General features: G+C 71.8%; 18 protein-coding genes and 1 pseudogene. 10 read left to right on the top strand and 9 right to left on the bottom strand.

Features of this window, described 5'->3' with window-relative positions; genetic code table 11:
• Positions 1-140 (top strand): annotated as a pseudogene (locus ABZ342_RS47030) (HNH endonuclease); the annotation flags it as partial.
• Positions 141-249: 109 nt separating this feature from the next.
• On the opposite strand, the gene ABZ342_RS47035 reads toward ABZ342_RS47030, so the two are convergent.
• The 3 genes from ABZ342_RS47035 to ABZ342_RS47045 all read right to left on the bottom strand — a co-directional run bounded on the left by ABZ342_RS47035 (position 250) and on the right by ABZ342_RS47045 (position 3358).
• Positions 250-1140 (bottom strand): isocitrate lyase/PEP mutase family protein, encoded by an 891-nt coding sequence (locus tag ABZ342_RS47035; RefSeq protein WP_360488070.1) that lies wholly within the window; start codon positions 1138-1140, stop codon positions 250-252.
• A gap of 5 nt (positions 1141-1145) precedes the next feature.
• On the bottom strand, positions 1146-2375 hold the full coding sequence (locus ABZ342_RS47040) for a sialidase family protein (protein ID WP_360488073.1): 1230 nt from the start codon (positions 2373-2375) through the stop codon (positions 1146-1148).
• Between the two features lie 536 nt (positions 2376-2911).
• Positions 2912-3358 carry a hypothetical protein gene (locus ABZ342_RS47045; RefSeq protein WP_360488076.1) on the bottom strand — a complete coding sequence of 149 codons (447 nt, stop codon included), beginning with the start codon at positions 3356-3358 and terminating at the stop codon, positions 2912-2914.
• Between the two features lie 9 nt (positions 3359-3367).
• Between ABZ342_RS47045 and ABZ342_RS47050 the strand changes: the two genes are divergently transcribed.
• The 3 genes from ABZ342_RS47050 to ABZ342_RS47060 all read left to right on the top strand — a co-directional run bounded on the left by ABZ342_RS47050 (position 3368) and on the right by ABZ342_RS47060 (position 8949).
• Positions 3368-4237: an FkbM family methyltransferase gene (locus tag ABZ342_RS47050; protein WP_360488079.1), complete on the top strand. Its 870-nt coding sequence runs from the start codon at positions 3368-3370 to the stop codon at positions 4235-4237.
• Positions 4238-4279: 42 nt separating this feature from the next.
• Positions 4280-5152 (top strand): TIGR03619 family F420-dependent LLM class oxidoreductase, encoded by an 873-nt coding sequence (locus ABZ342_RS47055; protein WP_360488082.1) that lies wholly within the window; start codon positions 4280-4282, stop codon positions 5150-5152.
• Between the two features lie 119 nt (positions 5153-5271).
• Positions 5272-8949: a CARDB domain-containing protein gene (locus tag ABZ342_RS47060; protein ID WP_360488085.1), complete on the top strand. Its 3678-nt coding sequence runs from the start codon at positions 5272-5274 to the stop codon at positions 8947-8949.
• 31 nt (positions 8950-8980) lie between these two features.
• Here ABZ342_RS47060 and ABZ342_RS47065 read toward each other — a convergent pair whose 3' ends face one another.
• Entirely contained in the window at positions 8981-10126 is a 1146-nt protein-coding gene (locus ABZ342_RS47065; RefSeq protein WP_360488088.1) for an FAD-dependent oxidoreductase, read from the bottom strand.
• Positions 10127-10198: 72 nt separating this feature from the next.
• Entirely contained in the window at positions 10199-10438 is a 240-nt protein-coding gene (locus ABZ342_RS47070) for a hypothetical protein (protein ID WP_230862506.1), read from the bottom strand.
• Positions 10439-10654: 216 nt separating this feature from the next.
• On the opposite strand from ABZ342_RS47070, the gene ABZ342_RS47075 reads away from it, so the two are divergent.
• Complete coding sequence (locus ABZ342_RS47075) at positions 10655-11035, top strand: ATP-binding protein (RefSeq protein ID WP_360488091.1); 381 nt, start codon at positions 10655-10657, stop codon at positions 11033-11035.
• A 9-nt stretch (positions 11036-11044) separates the two neighbouring features.
• Here the strand turns inward: ABZ342_RS47075 and ABZ342_RS47080 are convergent, their stop codons facing one another.
• Both ABZ342_RS47080 and ABZ342_RS47085 read right to left on the bottom strand, forming a co-directional pair.
• Positions 11045-11929: a trypsin-like serine protease gene (locus tag ABZ342_RS47080; RefSeq protein WP_360488094.1), complete on the bottom strand. Its 885-nt coding sequence runs from the start codon at positions 11927-11929 to the stop codon at positions 11045-11047.
• A 45-nt stretch (positions 11930-11974) separates the two neighbouring features.
• Complete coding sequence (locus ABZ342_RS47085; RefSeq protein WP_360488097.1) at positions 11975-12601, bottom strand: TetR/AcrR family transcriptional regulator; 627 nt, start codon at positions 12599-12601, stop codon at positions 11975-11977.
• A gap of 108 nt (positions 12602-12709) precedes the next feature.
• On the opposite strand from ABZ342_RS47085, the gene ABZ342_RS47090 reads away from it, so the two are divergent.
• Positions 12710-13219, top strand: coding sequence for a DUF4863 family protein (locus tag ABZ342_RS47090; protein ID WP_155543238.1), 510 nt, complete (start codon positions 12710-12712; stop codon positions 13217-13219).
• Positions 13216-13914 (top strand): nitroreductase, encoded by a 699-nt coding sequence (locus ABZ342_RS47095; RefSeq protein ID WP_360488100.1) that lies wholly within the window; start codon positions 13216-13218, stop codon positions 13912-13914. The genes ABZ342_RS47090 and ABZ342_RS47095 overlap by 4 nt, the downstream gene beginning before the upstream one ends.
• A 2-nt stretch (positions 13915-13916) precedes the next feature.
• Here ABZ342_RS47095 and ABZ342_RS47100 read toward each other — a convergent pair whose 3' ends face one another.
• Together ABZ342_RS47100 and ABZ342_RS47105 are read right to left on the bottom strand one after the other, a co-directional pair.
• Positions 13917-14795: a CU044_5270 family protein gene (locus ABZ342_RS47100; RefSeq protein ID WP_360488103.1), complete on the bottom strand. Its 879-nt coding sequence runs from the start codon at positions 14793-14795 to the stop codon at positions 13917-13919.
• Positions 14788-15378: an RNA polymerase sigma factor gene (locus ABZ342_RS47105; RefSeq protein WP_155543241.1), complete on the bottom strand. Its 591-nt coding sequence runs from the start codon at positions 15376-15378 to the stop codon at positions 14788-14790. Before ABZ342_RS47105 ends, ABZ342_RS47100 begins: the two co-directional genes overlap by 8 nt.
• A gap of 225 nt (positions 15379-15603) precedes the next feature.
• Here ABZ342_RS47105 and ABZ342_RS47110 point away from each other — a divergent pair, with 225 nt between their 5' ends.
• From ABZ342_RS47110 to ABZ342_RS47120, 3 genes are all read left to right on the top strand, one after another.
• The gene (locus ABZ342_RS47110; RefSeq protein WP_360488106.1) at positions 15604-16740 is read left to right on the top strand and encodes an LLM class flavin-dependent oxidoreductase; all 1137 of its coding nucleotides are present in this window, start codon (positions 15604-15606) and stop codon (positions 16738-16740) included.
• The gene (locus ABZ342_RS47115) at positions 16737-18026 is read left to right on the top strand and encodes an LLM class flavin-dependent oxidoreductase (RefSeq protein ID WP_360488109.1); all 1290 of its coding nucleotides are present in this window, start codon (positions 16737-16739) and stop codon (positions 18024-18026) included. Before ABZ342_RS47110 ends, ABZ342_RS47115 begins: the two co-directional genes overlap by 4 nt.
• Before the next feature lie 74 nt (positions 18027-18100).
• The coding region (locus ABZ342_RS47120) for a glycine betaine ABC transporter substrate-binding protein (protein WP_360488112.1) at positions 18101-18384 on the top strand (284 nt) is incomplete at its 3' end.

An 18384-nucleotide genomic window follows, 5' to 3' on the forward strand; every position in this document is an offset into this window, starting at 1 on the left:
ACCGACTCCTCCACCGCTCCGGTTGGCAGGTCCGCATCGCCGCCGACGGGTTGCCCGAGTTCCTGCCACCGGCGTTTCTGGACAAACGCCGAAAACCCAGGCGCAACAACCTTCACCAACCCCTACCGTTCGCAGCCTGAACACGACATGGAAAAGGCCCGCAGCCACCGGCTGCGGGCCTACACCCACGCCTTGAAGCGGCCGAGCGCGTGCCACCGGCACTCGCCAAAACCCCACCGACAAACAACCTCACCCGTCGCCGAACTGCTCGCCGATCTCCTCGATCTCCGGCAACCCGACCAGCTCCGCGAAGTCCGTCAACCCCGGCAGCTCGCGAACGGCCTCGACCGGTGTCCCGTCCCGCGCGATCCGGCCCAGCACCGTCCGCATCGCCTCGGTTGCCGCCAGCAGGGTCGAGATCGGACAGATCACCAGCCGGAACCCCAGCTCGCGCAACCGCTCGCGCCCCAGCGGCGGGGTCTTGCCGCCCTCGGCCCAGTTGAACAGCAACGGCGTGTCGGCGAACGTCGACGCCACCTGCTCGATCTCGGCTTCGGACTGCAACGCCTCGACGAACAGCATGTCCGCCCCCGCGTCCCGGTAGCGGCGCGCCCGGTCGATCGCCGCGTCGAAACCCTCCACCGCGCGGGCGTCCGTGCGCGCGATGAGCAGGAAGTCCGGGTCGGACCGGGCTGCGACCGCGGCGCGGACCCGGTCGACCATCGTCGCGGCCGGGACCACGCGCTTGCCCTCGAGGTGACCGCAGCGCTTCGGGGCCACCTGGTCCTCCAGGTGGATCGCCGCGACGCCGGCCGCTTCGTACTCCTTGACCGTGCGGATCACGTTGAGCGCGTTGCCGTAGCCGGTGTCCGCATCGGCGATCACCGGGACCTCCACCGCCGACCGGATGCGGCTCGCCGCCTGGACCATCTCCGTCATCGTCAGCAAGCCGACGTCGGGACGGCCCAGCAGCGACGCCGTCGTGCCGAAGCCGGTCATGTACACCGCCGGGAACCCGGCCGCCTCGACCAGCCGGGCGCTGAGCGCGTCGTACGCTCCCGGGGCGATGACCATGCCTTCGGCCAGCAGCGCACGCAGCCGCGCCGGCCCCGGGACGCGCGGACCCAGCAGATCGGCCACGTCGATCACCTCCTCGCGGGGACGTTCCCGAGCTGTCCCGGAGCCAAACCCACCCGCTCGAACACGATCTTCTCGTACGGGCCGGCCGTGCCCGTCTCGTACAGGATCCCGACCGTGGCCGGGTCGGCCTGCACCAGGTCGGAGTAGGCCGCCGGCCCGCCGGTCAGCGTGCGGCCCGCGTGCCAGGTGTGCCCGCGGTCGGTGCTCAGCCGCAGCTGCATCACCGTGCGCGTGGCGGGGTCGGCCGGGCCCGAGTACAGCATCAGCCACGGGATCGTCGTCTGCAGCACGCTGCCCTCGACCTTCGTCCCGGACAGCGACGGCTGCACCCGGTACGGCCGGACCAGCGTCTTCCCGCCGTCCACGCTGTAGCCGTCGACGCGGTGCTCGGCGGCGGACCCCTGGTTGCGGCTGGAGAAGTAGAGGGTGCCGTCGGGCAGCTCGGTCGCCGACGTCTCGTTCGCGGCGACGACGCCGTCGGTGCGGTCGTCGGTGAAGCCGATGTGCCAGGTGCGGCCGTCGTCGTCGCTGTAGAGGTCGTGACCCCCGTAGTACTTCGCCTCGGTGCCCACGTCGGGGGAGCCGGCCGGCGGGGAGCTGGAGTGGTTGGCGGGCACCACGATCCGGCCCGCGTGCGGGCCGTGCCGCAGCAGCGTGGCGTGACCGGGGCCGGTGGCGTACCACCGCCAGCCCGGCAGCTTCGCGTCGGCGGTGATGTCCCGGGCGGGGGACCAGGTGCGGCCGTTGTCGCGGCTGCGCAGCACGAAGACGCGGCGGGTGTCCTGCGCGGACGCCTGCCCGGACATGATCTGCTTCTCCGACACCAGTCCGTTGTGGACGGTCAGCAGCACGAGCTCGCCGTCCCGGGCGACCACCGGCGTCGGGTTGCCGGCGGTCGCGTCGCCGTTGGTGTCCACCACCGACAGCGGTCCCCAGGTGTAGCCGCCGTCGCGGGACGTGCGCGTCACCGTCTGGATGGCCCCGGAGTCACCGGCCGAGTCACGCCGTCCTTCGGCGAACGCGACCAGCGCGCCGTTCGCGGCCCGGACGACCGCGGGGATGCGGAAGGTGTCGTAGCCCTCGGTGCCGGAGGTGAAGGCCACCGACGACGCGCACCCGTGCGCCGGACCGGCCGTGGCCGCGGGGGCGAACGACAGCGCGGTCGTGGCCGCCGCCAGAAGGATCGTGCTGAACCTGCGCGTCACCGGTTCGACCTCCTCGTTGAGGTAGGACATGGGATGTCCGACGTCCTATGTCCGCCAACTTAAGGAGGCCGGTGCGGGTTCGTCAAGGACCACGCTGGGTGCCTGGCCGGCCACGCGGACGCCCGGGCGAACCGGGAGATCAACGACCGCTGGGCGGCGAGGCCCTGGCGGACGCGTGAAGTGTGCGAAGTCGATTACGTCACCGAATTCGGGGCCCGGGACCCCGGCACGATCACCTGCCGGATGACCTACAGCCGGCTGGCGGCCTTCGACGGCGATTCCCTGACGCGCATCGGCGAAGCCGACGCCGCCGCCCGGGACCGTGCCCGGGGTGAGCTATCTCGTGCCCGAGCCGGCGCCCGGCACGACCGGCTGCAATTCACCGGGCTACCTCGGCGAATCCTGGGTGGAGCGGTCGGCCGATCTGTCGGGACGGTTCGGCGAATGGCCGTCCGGCGGTGCGCTGTTCGAACGGGCGAGTGGACCGCGGCCGCAGGCGACGGCCGCGGACCTCCTGTCCCGCCATCGGTACGTCATGACCTTCACACTGGGCACGGAGTGCCGGCTCAAGGTCGGTCAGCCGCGCACGGCCCGAAGTACAGGCACTCGACCAGCGCGTGGACGTCGTGCGCCCGCGCCCGCGGCTCCAGTTCGTCGAGCATCGCCGTGAGCGTCACGAGATCGACGCGGCCGTCGCCGGTGAGCGGGAACTGCCGCTCGCGCGTGTCGTGGTCCGGGCACCCGCTGCCGCGCAGGTTGCCCGCCGGGACGACCGCGAACACGACCTCGCCCTCGTCGCCGAAGGTGAAGTAGCACTGCAGGACGACCGGGGTGGCGTCGGAGACCGTGTTGGTCCGTTCGCCGCCGAAGCTGGCCGGGTACGACCAGCCCGCCGTGGCGTCGTCGAGGAACTTGACGTCGGCGGGGCCCGTGTCCCCGTCGAGCCGCCAGCCGCGGGCCAGCACGTGGTCGTGCACCTCGAGCTGGCGGGTGATGAGCAGCGTCGCGGTCATGCTCCCAGTGTGGCCCACGCCGTCGCCCACGATCGGGTGACCTACCAATGGGGCTGGATCACCGGCGCCGAGCCTGATAAGCCTCTGCGCGTGACGATGGACCTGCACAGCATCAACCCGTGGGAAGTGTCGTTCCTCCGCGAGGAGGTCGGCGGCTACTTCGCCCACGGCGTCGAGCTCGCCCCCGGCGCGACCGTCCTCGACGTCGGGGCCAACGTCGGCGTCTTTTCCGCGACGGTCTACGAGCGCCTCGGCGGTGACGTGCGGATCTTCGCGTTCGAGCCGCTGCCCCCGCTCTACGAGAAGCTGGAAAGCAACGGCCGGGACTTCTTCGGGGGACGGCTGAAAGCGCTGCCCTTCGGGCTCGCGGCCGCCGAGGACGAGCTCGACTTCACCTACTTCCCGGGCGCGACGATCTTCTCGTCGTCGTGGCGGGACGAGGGCAACGTCGAGGCCGAGCGGAAGCGGGTCACCGCCAGCATCGTCGCGATGATCCGCCAGGGCGGCATGGGCCCGGCCGCCCGCGGCGTGCCGGCGCCGATCCTGCGCGGGCTGGTCAGCCGCCAGCTGAAGGTGCTGAACACCCTCGAAACGCACCGCGTCCGCGTCCGGCCGTTGTCGCCGGTGCTCGACGAGGAGGGGATCGACCGCATCGACCTGCTCAAGGTCGACGTCGAGGGCGCCGAGCTGGAGGTGCTGCGCGGGATCGAAGAGCGCCACTGGCCCCTGGTCCGGCAGGCGGTCGTCGAGGTGGAACGGTGGCGCGAGAACCGCGACCGCGTCCGCGAAGTCTTCGCGACGCGCGGGTTCACGGTCGAGGCGGAGCAGGACCCGGTTCAGCAGGCGGCCGACATCGGGATGGTCTTCGCGCGCCGCTGACCCTTGCCTTGACGCGGACGTCACGGTTTACCGTCGCCCGGTGTGAAATTCGGAATCAGCTACAGCACGCCCCACTTCGGTGTCGACCCGGACACGCTCACGCGGTTCGCGCAGGAAGCCGAAGACCTCGGCTTCGAATCGCTGTACGTGCCGGAGCACGTCGCACTCCATCCCGGCGCGAAGATCGGGCCGATGGAGCTGGACCCGTCGCTGCCCTACGGTGATCCGCTCGAATGCCTGACCTTCGCCGCCGCCCGCACGCGGCGCATCCTGCTCGGCACCGGCGTCCTGCTCTTGCCGTACCACCACCCGGTCGTGCTCGCCAAGCGCCTGGCGACGCTGGACCTGCTCTCCGGCGGCCGCCTGCGGCTGCTCACCATCGGCGTCGGCGCGCTGCCCGGCGAGGCCGCGGCCACCGGGGTCGACTTCGCCACTCGCGGCCGCCGGGCCGACGAGGCGATCGACGTCCTGCGGCTGCTCTGGGCCGGCGGCGCGGACGGCGTCAGCCACGCGGGGGAGTTCTTCACCCTCGACGCCGTCTGCAGCTTCCCGAAGCCGGTCGGCGGCGACCTGCCGATCCACGTCGGGGGGTCGAGCGCGGCCGCGGCGCGGCGGGCCGGGCGGCGCGGGGACGGTTTCTTCCCCGGCGGCCTGCTCAGCCCGGACGAGCGCCGCCGCCAGTTCGCGCTCGCCCGGACGGCCGCGGGTGAAGCCGGCCGGGACCCGGACTCCCTGCAGCACAAGCGATGGGGGTCGATCGGACTGTCCGAAGAGGACGCCGAGACGCTCGCCGGGCAAGGGGTCACCCGCGTCGTCGTGAGCCCCACGAGCGCCGACCCGGACGGCCGGCGAGAGGAGATGGCGGCGTTCGCCGAGCGGTTCGCCCTGGTTCGTCCGGTTGGGCCAGTCGAGTGACGGCGAAGGAGTCGTAAATTTTCTGATCGGTGTCTAGTTCTTGCGTGACGGCGCTCACTTGTTGCATGCTCGGGTGGCTCAGGCTCCCGTCCCCGCCGTCTCGAAGAAGAGAAGACGCCATGACTCGTACGCGCCTGTCCCGGCTCGTCGCCGGTTTCCTCGCCGTGGGGCTGTCCGTCGCCGGGCTCTCCCTCGCGTCCGCCGCGAGCGGCCCACCCGCTTCATCCGCGGCGGCAGCCGCGGAAGTGCCCCTGACCCGGACGGTGTCGGCGAGCAGCGCGCTGCCCGGCTATCCCGTCGCCAACGCCGTCGACGGGAACCAGGCCACGTACTGGGAATCCGCGAACAACGCCTTCCCACAGTGGATCCAGGCCGACCTCGGCTCGGCGAAGTCCCTCTCCCGGATCGTGCTGAAGCTGCCGACCGGCTGGGAGGCCCGCACCCAGACCCTCGCCGTGCGCGGCAGCACCGACGGCACGACGTTCACCGACCTCGTCGCGGCGACCGGGTACGCCTTCACCCCGGACGCCAACACCGTCACCATCCCGGTGACGGCCTCGACCCGGTACGTCCGCCTGAACGTCACCGCCAACTCGCAGTGGCCCGCCGCGCAGCTCTCGGAGTTCGAGCTCTACGGCCCCGACACCGGGGACACGCAGGCGCCGACCGCGCCGGCGAACCTCGCGCTGACCGAACCCGCCGCCGGCCAGGTCAAGCTGACGTGGTCGGCCTCGACCGACGACGTCGGCGTCACCGGCTACACCGTCTACCGCGACGGCACGGCCGTCACCACGGTCACCGCCACCACCTTCACCGAGACCCGGCCGGCCGGTACGCGCGTCGAGTACTTCGTCCGGGCCAGGGACGCCGCCGGGCACGAGTCCGCCGACAGTGGCCACGTCGTGCGCCAAGGCACGCAGGCCGGGCAGAACCTCGCCGCGGGCAAGCCGATCGAGGCGTCGTCGAGCGTCTTCTCCTTCGTCGCCGCCAACGCGAACGACAACAACACCGGCACGTACTGGGAAGCTTCGGGGCAGTCGAGCACGCTGACCGTCAAGCTCGGCGCGAACGCCGACCTCGACCAGGTCGTCGTCAAGCTCAACCCTGACACGGCCTGGGGCGCGCGGACGCAGACCTTCGAGGTTCTCGGCCGCGACCAGGGCGCCACGGCGTTCACCTCCCTCAAGGCCCGCGCCGACTACCGGTTCGACCCGGCGGGCAACCAGAACACGGTGACCATCCCGGTCAGTGGCCGCGCGGCCGACGTCCGGCTGCAGTTCTCCGCCAACTCCGGCGCGCCCGGCGGGCAGGTCGCGGAGTTCCAGGTGTTCGGGACCCCGGCGCCGAACCCGGACCTCGTCGTCACCGGTACGACGTGGACGCCGACGAACCCGACGGAGACGAGCCAGGTCACGGTCTCGGCGACGGTCCAGAACGCGGGCACCGCGGCCGCGGGCGCGACGACCGCCACCGTCAGCCTGGGCGGCACCGTCGTCGGCAACGCGGCGGTCGGCGCCCTCGCCGCCGGCGCGTCCACGACGGTGACCGTGAACGCGGGCACCCGGCCGCAGGGCACCTACAGCGTCTCGGCCACCGTCGACCCGGCGAACACGGTCGTCGAGCAGGACGACACCAACAACACGTTCACCGCACCGACCCCGCTCGTGATCGCCCAGGCGCCGGGCCCGGACCTCGAGGTCACCGGCATCACGTCGAACCCGCCGAACCCGGCGGCCGGTGCGGCGGTGTCGTTCACCGTCGCGGTGCACAACCGCGGCACGAGCGGCGCGGGCGCCTCGGTCACCCGGCTGACCGCCGGCGCCACCACGCTGACCGGCGCCACGGGCGCGATCGCCGCCGGAGCGACGGCGAACGCCGCGATCTCCGGCACGTGGACCGCCACCACCGGCGGCGCGACCCTCACCGCGACCGCGGACTCGACGAACACCGTCGCCGAGACCAACGAGTCCAACAACGACCTCTCCCGGGCGATCGTCGTGGGCCGCGGCGCGGCGGTGCCGTACACCGAATACGAGGCGGAATCGGCGCAGTACCAAGGACAACTGCTCCAGACCGACCCGCTGCGCACATTCGGGCACACGAACTTCGCGACCGAGTCCTCGGGCCGCCAGTCCGTCCGGCTGGCGAACCAGGGCCAGTACGTGGAGGTCACGTCCACCAACCAGGCGAACTCGATCGTGGTCCGCAACTCGGTGCCCGACGCGGCCGCGGGCGGCGGGCAGGACTACACGCTCAGCCTTTACGTCAACGGAACCTTCGCGCAGAAGCTGACGCTGTCCTCGACGCACAGCTGGCTCTACGGCACCACCGACGACCCCGAGGGCCTGACCAACCGGCCCGGCGGAGACGCGCGGCGGCTGTTCGACGAGTCGCACGCCCTGCTGGCGCAGTCCTACCCGCCGGGCACGAAGTTCAAGCTGCAGCGGGACAACGGCGACAACGCGGCGTACTACGTCATCGACCTGGTCGACCTGGAACAGGTGGCGCCCGCGCTGCCGAAGCCGGCCGAGTGCACGTCGATCACCCAGTACGGCGCGGTGCCGAACGACGGCGTCGACGACGCGCCGGCGATCCAGCGCGCGGTCACCGACGACCAGAACGGCAAGATCGCCTGCGTCTGGATCCCCGAGGGCCAGTGGCGACAGGAGGCGAAGATCCTCACCGACGACCCGACCGTGCCCAACGGCGGCGGCCAGTACAACCAGATCGGCATCTCCAACGTGACGATCAAGGGCGCCGGGATGTGGCGCTCGCAGCTGTACTCGCTGATCCAGCCGCAGGACGCGGGAACCATCAACCACCCGCACGAAGGCAACTTCGGGTTCGACATCGACAAGAACACGCAGATCTCGGACCTCGCGATCTTCGGCTCCGGCCGGATCCGCGGCGGCGACGGCAACGCCGAGGGCGGCGTCGGGCTCAACGGCCGCTTCGGCACCGGCACGAAGATCTCCAACGTCTGGATCGAGCACGCGAACGTCGGCGTGTGGGTCGGCCGCGACTACAGCAACAAGCCGGAGCTGTGGGGCCCGGCCGACGGCCTGGAGTTCAGCGGCATGCGGATCCGCGACACCTACGCCGACGGCATCAACTTCACGAACGGCACGCGGAACTCGCGGGTGTTCAACTCGTCCTTCCGTACCACCGGGGACGACTCGCTCGCGGTGTGGGCCAACCAGTACGTGAAGGACCCGTCCGTCGACATCGGGCACGACAACGTGTTCACCAACAACACGATCCAGCTTCCCTGGCGCGCCAACGGGATCGCGGTCTACGGCGGGTACGGCAACCGGATCGAGAACAACCTCGTCTACGACACGATGAACTACCCGGGCATCATGCTGGCGACCGACCACGACCCGCTGCCGTTCTCCGGGCAGACGACGATCGCCAACAACGCCCTCTACCGCTGCGGCGGCGTGTTCTGGGGCGAGCAGCAGCAGTTCGGCGCGATCACGTTCTTCGCGCAGGGCAAGGACATCCCGGGGGTGACGCTGCGAGACACCGAGATCCACGACTCGACCTACGACGGCATCCAGTTCAAGACCGGGGGCGGAGTCGTGACCGCGGCGATCTCGAACGTCAAGATCGACCGGTCGGACAACGGTGCGGGCATCCTCGCCATGAGCGGCGCCCGCGGCAGTGCGACGCTGACGAACGTCACGATCTCCGGTTCGGCGAAGGGTGACGTCGTCATCGAACCGGGCTCGCAGTTCGTGATCACCGGTGCCCCGATCCCGGCCGTGGTCGCGTCGGGACGGCGTAGCGGGAAGTGACGGAAGGGGGGTGCCGCGGCACCCCCCTTCCTCACGCGTCGACCAGGTGCTTCCGCAGTGATTCCTGGCGCCGGCGATCCTTGACCCACCACTTGCGGGCCCCGGGCTTGCGGGCCTCGTACGCCAGCTGCTTGACGATGCTCGCGCAGATGAGCTCCTTGACCTTCGCCCCGGGCCGGCCGCTGACGCGGAGCCGGATCGCGGTGTCGTCGCGGCGGGAGAACTGGAAGATGCCGGCGCGGCGCCCGAGGCTCAGGCACAGTCCGGCGAACCCGACGTCGGCCGGGGTGGGACGCGCGCCCGCGAGCCGGCTGAGCACGGTCTCGGCCGCCTGCGGGCCGAGCTGGATCGCCGACTGGCAGCCCATCCGGTACGGCAGGTCCGACGGCGCCGCCGCGTCACCGGCCGCGACGATCCGGTCGTCGTCCACGCTGGTCAGCGTCTCGTCCGTGCGCAGGCGGCCCAGGGCGTCGGTGCTCAACCCGCTGCGCGCGGCCAGGTCCGGCACACCGAACCCGGCGGTCCAGATGGTCACCGGGCTCGGCAGCTCGCGGCCGTCGGCGAGCCGCACGGCATCGCGCGTCACTGCGCTCACCACCGCGTCGACGAGCACGGTCACACCCAGCTTGGCCAGCCGCGCGGCCACCGCGTGCCGTCCGCTCGGGTGCAGGGACGGCCCGAGCTCGCCGCCGCAGACCAGCGTCACGGCGCGGCCCGCTTCCGCCAGTTCGGCCGCGGTCTCGATCCCGGCCGGACCGGCACCGACCACCGTCACCGCGGACGCGGCGTCGAGGACCGGCCGCAGCTGCCGGGCCTCCTCGAAAGTCGTGACGGGGTAGGCGAATTCGGGCACCGCCGTGCCGGCGCTGCCCACGGCGTAGATCAGGTAGTCGTAGGCCAGCGTGCGGCCGCCGGCCAGGGTCACGGCGCGCGCGGCCGCGTCGATCGCGGTCACGCTGTCCACGACCAGCCGGACGCGCTCGGCGAGGACGTCGCCGTAGGCCATGACCGCGTCGCCGGAGCCGGCGGCGAGCTGGTGCAGGCGGATCCGCTCGACGAACCGCGGCCGTGGGTTGACCAGGGTGACGGCGACGTCGTCGCGCCGGGTCAGGCGGTTGGCGGCCATGACGCCGGCGTATCCGCCGCCGATCACGACCACTTCGGTGGGCTCGGTCATGGTGTCTCCTTCGATGCCGGGTTCGGCATGGAGACACCGCGGCGCTGCGCGGTGTGACAGCTGTGGTTCAGCTCATGCGCCGGTCGGCGACCGGGTCCACTGCAGGGCCGAGTGCCAGGCGGCGATGAGCGCCTCGTCGTCGGCGAAGCTCGGGCAGGTCCCGACCGGGACCCACGCCTGTTCGACGGCTTCGCCGTCTTCGACGCGCAGGACGGTCACCCCGGCGTATTCCAGTACTTCGCGGCCGTGCCCGGCGGGGACCGAGACCGCGCGGGTGCCCAGCTGCAGCCGCACCTGTCGTTCGCCCGTCATCGACCCCCGCTCTCCCTGTGATGCTCGACGGTGGTGTCGCGCACCGGCCGTGATCTGTAACAGCCCAGCGCCCCCGGGTGCGGTGAACGGCAGGAATCGCCCGGTCAATGGCAGGTGAACGACGAGCGGATGCGTCCGTTCGTGCTAATCCACGTGTGAGAGTGCTCCGGTCCGGTCATCCAGACCCGGGGGAACCGTTCTGGGGGTGCCGAAGACATGACACGGGAAAGTTTCGAGTTCGAGGCGGAGCCGGCGCAGATCAGGCTGGTGCGGTCGTGGGTGCGGGAGCGGCTGGCCGCGGGCGACGTGCCGGCCGAGGTGGCCGCGGACGTCGTGCTGATCACGGGGGAGCTGGCGACGAACGCCGTCCGGCACGCCGCCGGGCCCCTGCGGGCCCTGCTGATCTGCGCCGACGCTTCGGTGTGGGTCGGCGTCGAGGACGCCGGCGGGTCCGCGTGGTTCGACCCGGTGCTGCCCGAAGCCGCGCCGGCGGGGACCGGGCTCACCCTGGTCGCTGCCTGTTCCGACCGGCGCGGCCTCTTCCACCGCCGGGACGGCGGCAAGACCGTGTGGGCCGAGATCCCGCTCGCCTCCTGAACCGGCCGGTCAGCCGGTCTGCTCGCGGATCCAGTCCGCCACCACGTCGACCCGGGCGATCGTCTCCGCGCCCGGCTGGGGGCACGGCGGCCCGGTGTTGACGATGGCCACCAGGCGCCCGGTGCGGTCGTTGTCGTCCGAGACGAAGAACGGGCCGCCCGAGTCTTCCGGGCAGGGGCCGTTGTCCACGGTGCGCGTGCCGATCGGCAGCGCCTCCAGGGTCGAGGAGGCGATGCCCGAGACCCGGAACCGCCCGCGCTTGAGGTGGTCGGACGGGCCGAGCACGGTCGCCGAGTGCGAGCCCCAGCCGGCGAACTGCAGCTCTTCGCCGACCGACGGGCGCTTCGAGGCCAGCTCCACCGGGGTGATGCCCTCCATCGGCTCGCTGAGCTTCGCCACCGCGAGGTCGTTGACCGGCGACTGGCGGACGTCGACGACCACCGCCGTCTGCCCGCCGGGGTCGGTGTCCTTGAGCCGCCCGACCGTCACGGTCATCGTGTACGGCGGCCGGCCGCCGATGCGAGCGTCCTTGAGGTCGTGGAAGCAGTGCCCGGCCGTGACGACCCACTGCGGCGCCACCAGCGAGCCGCTGCAGGCGCCGTCGCGCACGCCGCCGCCCGGGACCGGGATGTCCGCCGACGTGAGTTTCGCGTTGAAGGGCAGGATCGGGTCGGGCTTGGGCGTCGTCGGGGCCGGCGGCGGTGGCGGTGGCGCCGGGTCCCGGCCCAGTGCGGTGGTGTCGGGCAGGCTGTGCCCGCCGAGCGCCGCGGCCAGCGCCGGCCCGGCGGGCGCGCCGATGGCGGCGTTGGCGAACGCGATACCGGCCCCCACCAGCACCGCGACGGCCACGGCCCGCGCGCGGAAGCGGCGCCGTCGATCCGAAATCGTCCTCACACTCCTAATGCACGGATGAGAGGCCGAAATGGTTGTGCGAGGGACCTACTCGCGCTTGCGTGACGCCGTCGCGATCGCGGGCCACAGCACCGAAACGACCGATTCGGGAATGTCATCCCTGCTCTCGCCGCGGTAGAAGGCGGCGAAGTAGCTGCCGAAGCACATAGTCGCGATGGTGTGCTTGTCGACGCCGTCCCGCACCGCGCCGCTTTCCTGGAGCTGGGTCAGCACGTTCTCGACCAGCGCGACCCGCGGTTCGACCGCGTGCTCGCGCAGGATCCCGAGCAGCTCCGGCGTGCGGTTCGCCTCGCCGGCGAAGTTGCCCATGAGGACCATGGCGTCCGGGTTGAAGTAGGCCGGGTCGAGCCGGCGGACGGCTTCGACGAGCGCCTCCCGCGGCGCCATGCTGCTCAGGTCGACGGCGTACATGTCCCGCTGCTTGCGGAAGCCGTAGTCCAGCGCGTCGACGACCAGCTCGAACTTCGTGCTCCACCGCCGGTAGAGCGTCGGGCGGCTGACCTTCGCGTCCGAGGCGATGTCACCGATGGTCATGAGCGAATAGCCGTCGCGGACGAGGCGTTCCCGGGTGGCCTGGATGATCGCCTCGTCGAGAGCGGCGTCGCGGGGACGGCCCCCGGGCCGGGACGCCGCTTCTTCGCCTGCTCGAGCCATGGGAGGAGCCTAGCGGATTCGTTACGATCCCTGTCTGTTAAGTTACGATACTTGACTGTAACGAAATGACGGCTTACCTTCGGGGCACCCGATCGGGAGGAGCCCACGATGACCACCGCCCAGCAGCTGATCGACCGCAGCGTCCCGTTCCTCGACGCCGTCAAGAACCGGACCGCGGGCGGGGAGCTGGAAACCTGGCTCAACGACCACCACGGACCCGGCAGCCCGCTCTACGACGACCTGGCGCGCATGATCACCGACGGCGTCCGGGCCGGCTGGGCGGCGAACATCGAGGTGGACGGCCCGAAGTACCGGCGCAGCCGGATCGCCGACCCCCTGGACGTCCTGAACTGGTTCAGCGTCACCGCCGTCTACATGGACAGCGTCGAGCCCTACCGCGGGCAGTACCACCAGCACCCGTACGGCGAGCTCAACCTGGTGGTGCCGCTCGACGCGAGCGCGAAGCTGCGGGGCCCGCGCGGCTGGAGCGGCCCGGGCTGGACCGCCCCGGGTCCGGGCAGCCACCACTACCCGGAGGTCAAGGGCGGCGCGCTGATCGCCCTCTTCTTCCTGCCGGCGGGCCGGATCTCCTACGACATCACGCCGCCGGCCGAGTGAGCACCACCGTCGAGGAGGCGCTGCTGACCCGCCGCAGCTGCCGCGCGTTCCGGCCGGACCCGGTGCCGCGCGCGGAGGTGGAACGGCTGCTGGACCTGGCGGCGCGGTCGGCCAGCAACTCCAACAGCCAGCCGTGGCGGGTGCACGTGCTCACCGGCGCGGCGAAAGCGGCGCTGAGCGCGGACCTGCTGGGCGCGCACGACGAGGGCCGCCGCTCGGCCGGGGAGTTCGCCTACCAGCCCGGCGCGGACCAGTGGCGCGAACCGTTCCGCTCGCGCCGCCGCCGGTTCGGCGAAGGGCTCTACCGCGACACGCTCGGCATCGAGCCCGGCGACACCGCCGGCCGCGCCGGGCACCACCGGCGCAACTACGACTTCTTCGGCGCCCCGGTCGGCATGGTCGTGACGGTCAGCCGGCTGCCCCTGCAGGGCGCGCTGGTCGACGCGGGCCTGTTCCTGCAGGCGCTGATGCTGGCGGCACGCGGAGCCGGCCTGCACACGTGCGCGCAGGCGTCGCTGCTCGACTACCACCCGATCCTGCGCCGGCACCTCGGCGTGCCGGCCGATCACGTGGTCGTCTGCGGGATCGCGCTCGGGTACGCCGACGAAAGCCACCCGATCGCCGGTCACCGCACGACCCGCGAGCCGGTGTCGGCGTTCGCGACCTTCCACGGTGCCCTCGACGACCCGGGCTGACCTCAGGGGCGTTGCCCCACCTCATCGACGTAGGTCTTCACCATCACGGCGCTGTCCTCGGTACCCAGGAACTGGTACGTCGTGGCGTCGAAAACCAGCACGATCGGCTGCGCCTTCGGCGAGGAGCCCGGGGGCACCGGAAACCTGATCCCGACGCCCGGGCGGCCGGCGCCGTCGGTGACGTGGTCCAGGGCTGTCAGGCCCGGCACCTTCGCCGCCGCCTCGAACAGCGCCGCGTAGGACGCCGGCTGGAGGACCTGTTCGTAGGCGAGTGTGTAGACGGCCTTGCCGATGTAGGTGGCTCGGCCGTCGCGATCGGCCTCCTTTCCGTAGAGGTAGGCCAGCATCGCGTCGGCCGTCGTCGGCAGGTCCGTCCGGTAGACCGACTCGGGTACGCAGTCCTCGAGCGTCCCTTCCGCGCGCGGGTCGTTCGTGCCGTACATCGGCGCCTTGCCGTTGCGGCAGCCACCATCCTTGGAGGTGCCGATCAGGCTGTCCCGGGTGCCGTCGACCGAGAGCCAGACCTCGCGGTCGGGGGGAATGGCGTATTCGGTCTTCACGTACAGGAACTGATCCGGGCGCGGCGGCTTGGCCGGCTCCTTCAGGGCGCTGCTCGCCGCTTCGGTCAGCACCTTGACCGGGTCGGCGTGCGCGACGCCGGCGCCGATGCCCACCCGATCGGCCGGCGCGAGCGCGACGACCGCGGTGATCGCCGCGGCCAGGCCGATCGAGGCGCCGGCGGCCCAGAACAGGCGCCGGGACCGGTGCGGCCGTTCGCCGCGGGCCGCGGCCAGCAGCCGCTCCCGGGCCGGGGTGAGGTGCTCCGCCGGCGCGAAGCCGATGGTGTCCGCGCGGTCGCGGATCAGGTCGAGCTCATCCATGGCTGAAGGTCTCCTTCACGAGGTCGAGGGCGCCGAGCTCGGCGCGGACGCGGGTGCGGGCGCGGTTGAGCCGCGATTTCACGGTGCCGACGGGGATGCCCAGCGCTTCGGCGACCTCCTGGTAGCCCAGCCCTTCCGCGGCGACGAGCAGCAGGACGTCCCGCTCGCGCGGGCGCAAGGCGGCCAGTGCCCGGTCGAGGTCCGCGCCCAGCGCCTGGGCACTGACCCGGTCGGCGACCCGGTCGGCGTGGCCGTCGTCCACGGCGGGCGGCCCGACGGCCAGGCGGAGCTTCAGCTCCCGCACTTCGGCCCGCCACCGGCGCGAGACGAGGTTGGTGGCGATGCCGTAGAGCCAGGGCCGGGCGTCCGGCCGCGTGAGGTCGAACTTCGCGCGCTTGCCGAACGCGATGAGGAAGGTGTCCGCGAGGACGTCGTCCGCCGCGGTCGGGCCCAGCCGCCGGACCAGGTAGCGGTGGATGTGCCGGGCGTGGCGGTCGAAGATGACCGCGAACAGGCTCGGCTCCTGCCGCGACCGCGCGATCACGCTCGCGTCGCCGTCGGCTTCGGTGTCTTCCGGGGTCATCGCCCGCCTCTCGCTGCGCAGAGTGTCATCTGCTGTTCTCACCGGTGCGGGAACGGGTTCCGGGGAGGGCGGAGAAAGTGACCCAGGTCACGATGGTCGCTGTTCCTCAAGAACGTGAGCTGACGACCGCGCTCACCATGTGGAACGCCGCCACGTCCGGGAATAGCTCCGCGATGATCCGGTTGACCAGGGACGGACCCTCGCGAGCCCGGACGGAGCCACCCGATGAGATTCCAGGTCCTGGACATCCTGCCCCACCTGACCAACCCGGTGACGGGTCGCCGGGTCCGCACCGATGAGCGCTTCGCGCAGGCCCTGACCTCGGCGCGCTACGCCGAGGAGTTCGGGTTCGACGCCGTCGCGCTCGGGGAACGCCACGCGGGCCACTTCCTGAGCAGCGGCGTGACCGTGCTGCTGGGTGCCATCGCCGCGACGACGAGCCGGGTCCGGATCCAGACCGGCGTCGCGGTCCTGTCGGTCCACGACCCGCTGCGGGTGGCGGAGGACTACGCCACGGTCGATCAGCTCTCGCGCGGCCGCCTGGAGCTGGTGATCGGCAAGGGCAACGAGCTGCGCCAGCTGCCGATGTTCGGCATCGCGAACGGCGACCAGTGGGACGCGCTCGCCGAGAAGTACGAGCTGCTGCGGCGGCTCTGGCGCGAGGAGGACGTCACCTGGGAGGGACGCTTCCGCGGCCCGCTGGCCGAGGTGACCAGCCTGCCGCGCCCGTTCGCCGGCGCGCCCCGCGTCTGGCACGGCTCGGCGACCACGCTGACCTCGGCCGAGCTGGCGGCCAAGTGGGGCGATCCGCTCTTTTCGGCCAACGCGATCCAGCCCCGCGACAACTACACCGTGCTGATCGAGCACTACCGCAAGCAGTACGCGGAGCACGGCCACGACCCGCGCTTCGCCTTCGTCGGCGCCGGGGCGGGGTTCCTCTACCTGGCCGACACGACGCAGGAGGCGCGGGAGGCCTTCGGGCCGACGTACGAGAAGATCGTCGAGTTCTTCAACCGGCCCGGCAACCACACACCGGGCAACGCGATGGAGTTCCCGACCATCGACGACGCGATCGCGCGCGGGCCGGTGCTGGTCGGCAGCCCGCAGCAGATCGCCGAGAAGATCCTGTGGTGGCACGAGGCGTTCGGGCACGACCTGCAGTCCTTCAGCCTGCCCACGATGATCCCGCACGAACAGCAGCTCGCCATGCTCGAACGCTTCGCCGCCGAGGTCGTGCCCGTGGTGCGCGCGGCCGCGCCGACGACGCTGTGGACCGACCAGGACCCGTACGGCGGCCGTCCCGCCGTCCACGGGCGCACCGCCGCCGATGCGGCGGGCACCATCGAAGGAGCCGCGCTGTGACCGCAGATTCCCTGCACTTCAACGCTTTCATCTGGCCGAACGGCTACCACGAGTCGGCGTGGCGGGTGGTCGACGACGACGTCCGCGGGGTGCTCGGGCTGCCGTACTACGCGAACATCGCGCGGACCGCCGAGCGCGGCCTGATGGACTCGATCTTCCTGGCCGACAACATCGCCATCGCCGAATACCGCGTGACGCACCTCCCGCAGACCCAGTTCGACCCGATCTCGGTGCTGTCGGCGCTGGCCGCGGTCACCGAGAAGATCGGCCTGATCGGGACGGGGTCGACGACCTACAACAAGCCGTGGGAGCTGGCCCGCCGGTTCGCCACGCTGGACCACCTCAGCGGCGGGCGGGCCGGCTGGAACATCGTCACCACCATCACCCCGCTCGCCGCGGCGAACTTCGGCGAGAAGGCCCACCCCGACCACGCCGACCGGTACGAGCGTGCCCACGAGTTCGTCGACGTCGTCACCCGGGCGTGGGACAGCTGGGACGACGACGCGATCGTCGGCGACCGTGAGAACGGCGTCTGGGCCGACCGCGCCAAGCTGCACGCGCCGCGCTTCCACGGCAGGTTCTACGACGTCGAAGGCGTGCTGCCGTTCCCGCGGTCGCCGCAGGGGCACCCGGTGCTCGTCCAGGCGGGACAGTCGGCCGCCGGGATCGGGCTCGCCGCCCGGTACGCCGAGCTGGTGTTCTCCGGGCCGCCGTCGCTCGAAGCCGCCGTGAAGTTCCGCGCCGAGCTGGACGCCCAGGTCGTCGCGGCCGGCCGGGATCCCTCGCGGGTGCGGGTCCTGCCCGCGCTGATGGTGACCCTCGGCGGTACCGAGGCCGAGGCGCAGGCACGGGCTCAGCGGCTCGAAGACCTGGCCAGCCCGGAGTTCCGCTGGCAGAACGCGCTGTACACGGCCGGCCTCGACCCGGACGCGTTCGACCCGGACGCCCCGCTGCCCGCCGAGCTGCGGGCCGGGGGCGGGTCTTCCCGGCTGCAGCAGCTCGCCGCAGCGGCGCGGGAGCGTCCGGACGCCCCGCTGCGCGAGATCGCGGCCCGGATCACCGGGGGAGCGGGGCAGGTGCACTTCGTCGGCACGCCCGAGCAGCTCGCCGACCACGTGCTCACCTGGCAGGACGCCGGCGCGGTCGACGGGTTCACCATCATGGGATCGACGCTGCCCTACGAGCTGGCCGCGTTCGTCGACCACGTGGTGCCGATCCTGCAGCGCAAGGGCCGGTACCGCACCGAATACGCGGGCTCGACGCTGCGTGAGCACCTCGCGTCGTGATCCCAGCATGTGGTTTTTGTCGGTGGGGCTGGTTAGGGTCCTGCTCGTCCGATCTTGACTGAGGAGTGTGGGACGTGGGCTGGACCCGGAACATCCGAGTGGCCGCGCTGGTGGCGGTGGCCGCTCTGGGCCTGACAGCGTGCGGCGGCGGGGACGACAAGCCCGCCGCGGCGGGCAAGGGCGGGGCGCCGATCGTCGTCGCGTCCTTCAACTTCACCGACAGCCAGATCCTGGCCGAGATCTACGCCCAGGCGCTGGAAGCGAAGGGCTACCCGGTGACGCGCAAGCTGAACCTGGGCTCGCGGGAGCTGATCTACCCGTCGCTGAAGTCCGGTGAGCTGCAGTTCATCCCGGAGTA

The organism is Amycolatopsis sp. NPDC005961 (assembly GCF_040629235.1).
Taxonomy (GTDB): domain Bacteria; phylum Actinomycetota; class Actinomycetes; order Mycobacteriales; family Pseudonocardiaceae; genus Amycolatopsis; species Amycolatopsis camponoti.

Excerpts from the sequence above, each read along its gene's own strand:
- ABZ342_RS47065 (WP_360488088.1), bottom strand. The coding sequence starts at position 10,126 with ATGACCGAGCCCACCGAAGTGGTCGTGATCGGCGGCGGATACGCCGGC.
- ABZ342_RS47060 (WP_360488085.1), top strand. The coding sequence starts at position 5,272 with ATGACTCGTACGCGCCTGTCCCGGCTCGTCGCCGGTTTCCTCGCCGTG.
- ABZ342_RS47085 (WP_360488097.1), bottom strand. The coding sequence starts at position 12,601 with ATGGCTCGAGCAGGCGAAGAAGCGGCGTCCCGGCCCGGGGGCCGTCCC.
- ABZ342_RS47105 (WP_155543241.1), bottom strand. The coding sequence starts at position 15,378 with ATGACCCCGGAAGACACCGAAGCCGACGGCGACGCGAGCGTGATCGCG.
- ABZ342_RS47075 (WP_360488091.1), top strand. The coding sequence starts at position 10,655 with ATGACACGGGAAAGTTTCGAGTTCGAGGCGGAGCCGGCGCAGATCAGG.
- ABZ342_RS47045 (WP_360488076.1), bottom strand. The coding sequence starts at position 3,358 with ATGACCGCGACGCTGCTCATCACCCGCCAGCTCGAGGTGCACGACCAC.
- ABZ342_RS47110 (WP_360488106.1), top strand. The coding sequence starts at position 15,604 with ATGAGATTCCAGGTCCTGGACATCCTGCCCCACCTGACCAACCCGGTG.
- ABZ342_RS47100 (WP_360488103.1), bottom strand. The coding sequence starts at position 14,795 with ATGGATGAGCTCGACCTGATCCGCGACCGCGCGGACACCATCGGCTTC.
- ABZ342_RS47090 (WP_155543238.1), top strand. The coding sequence starts at position 12,710 with ATGACCACCGCCCAGCAGCTGATCGACCGCAGCGTCCCGTTCCTCGAC.
- ABZ342_RS47040 (WP_360488073.1), bottom strand. The coding sequence starts at position 2,375 with ATGTCCTACCTCAACGAGGAGGTCGAACCGGTGACGCGCAGGTTCAGC.
- ABZ342_RS47070 (WP_230862506.1), bottom strand. The coding sequence starts at position 10,438 with ATGACGGGCGAACGACAGGTGCGGCTGCAGCTGGGCACCCGCGCGGTC.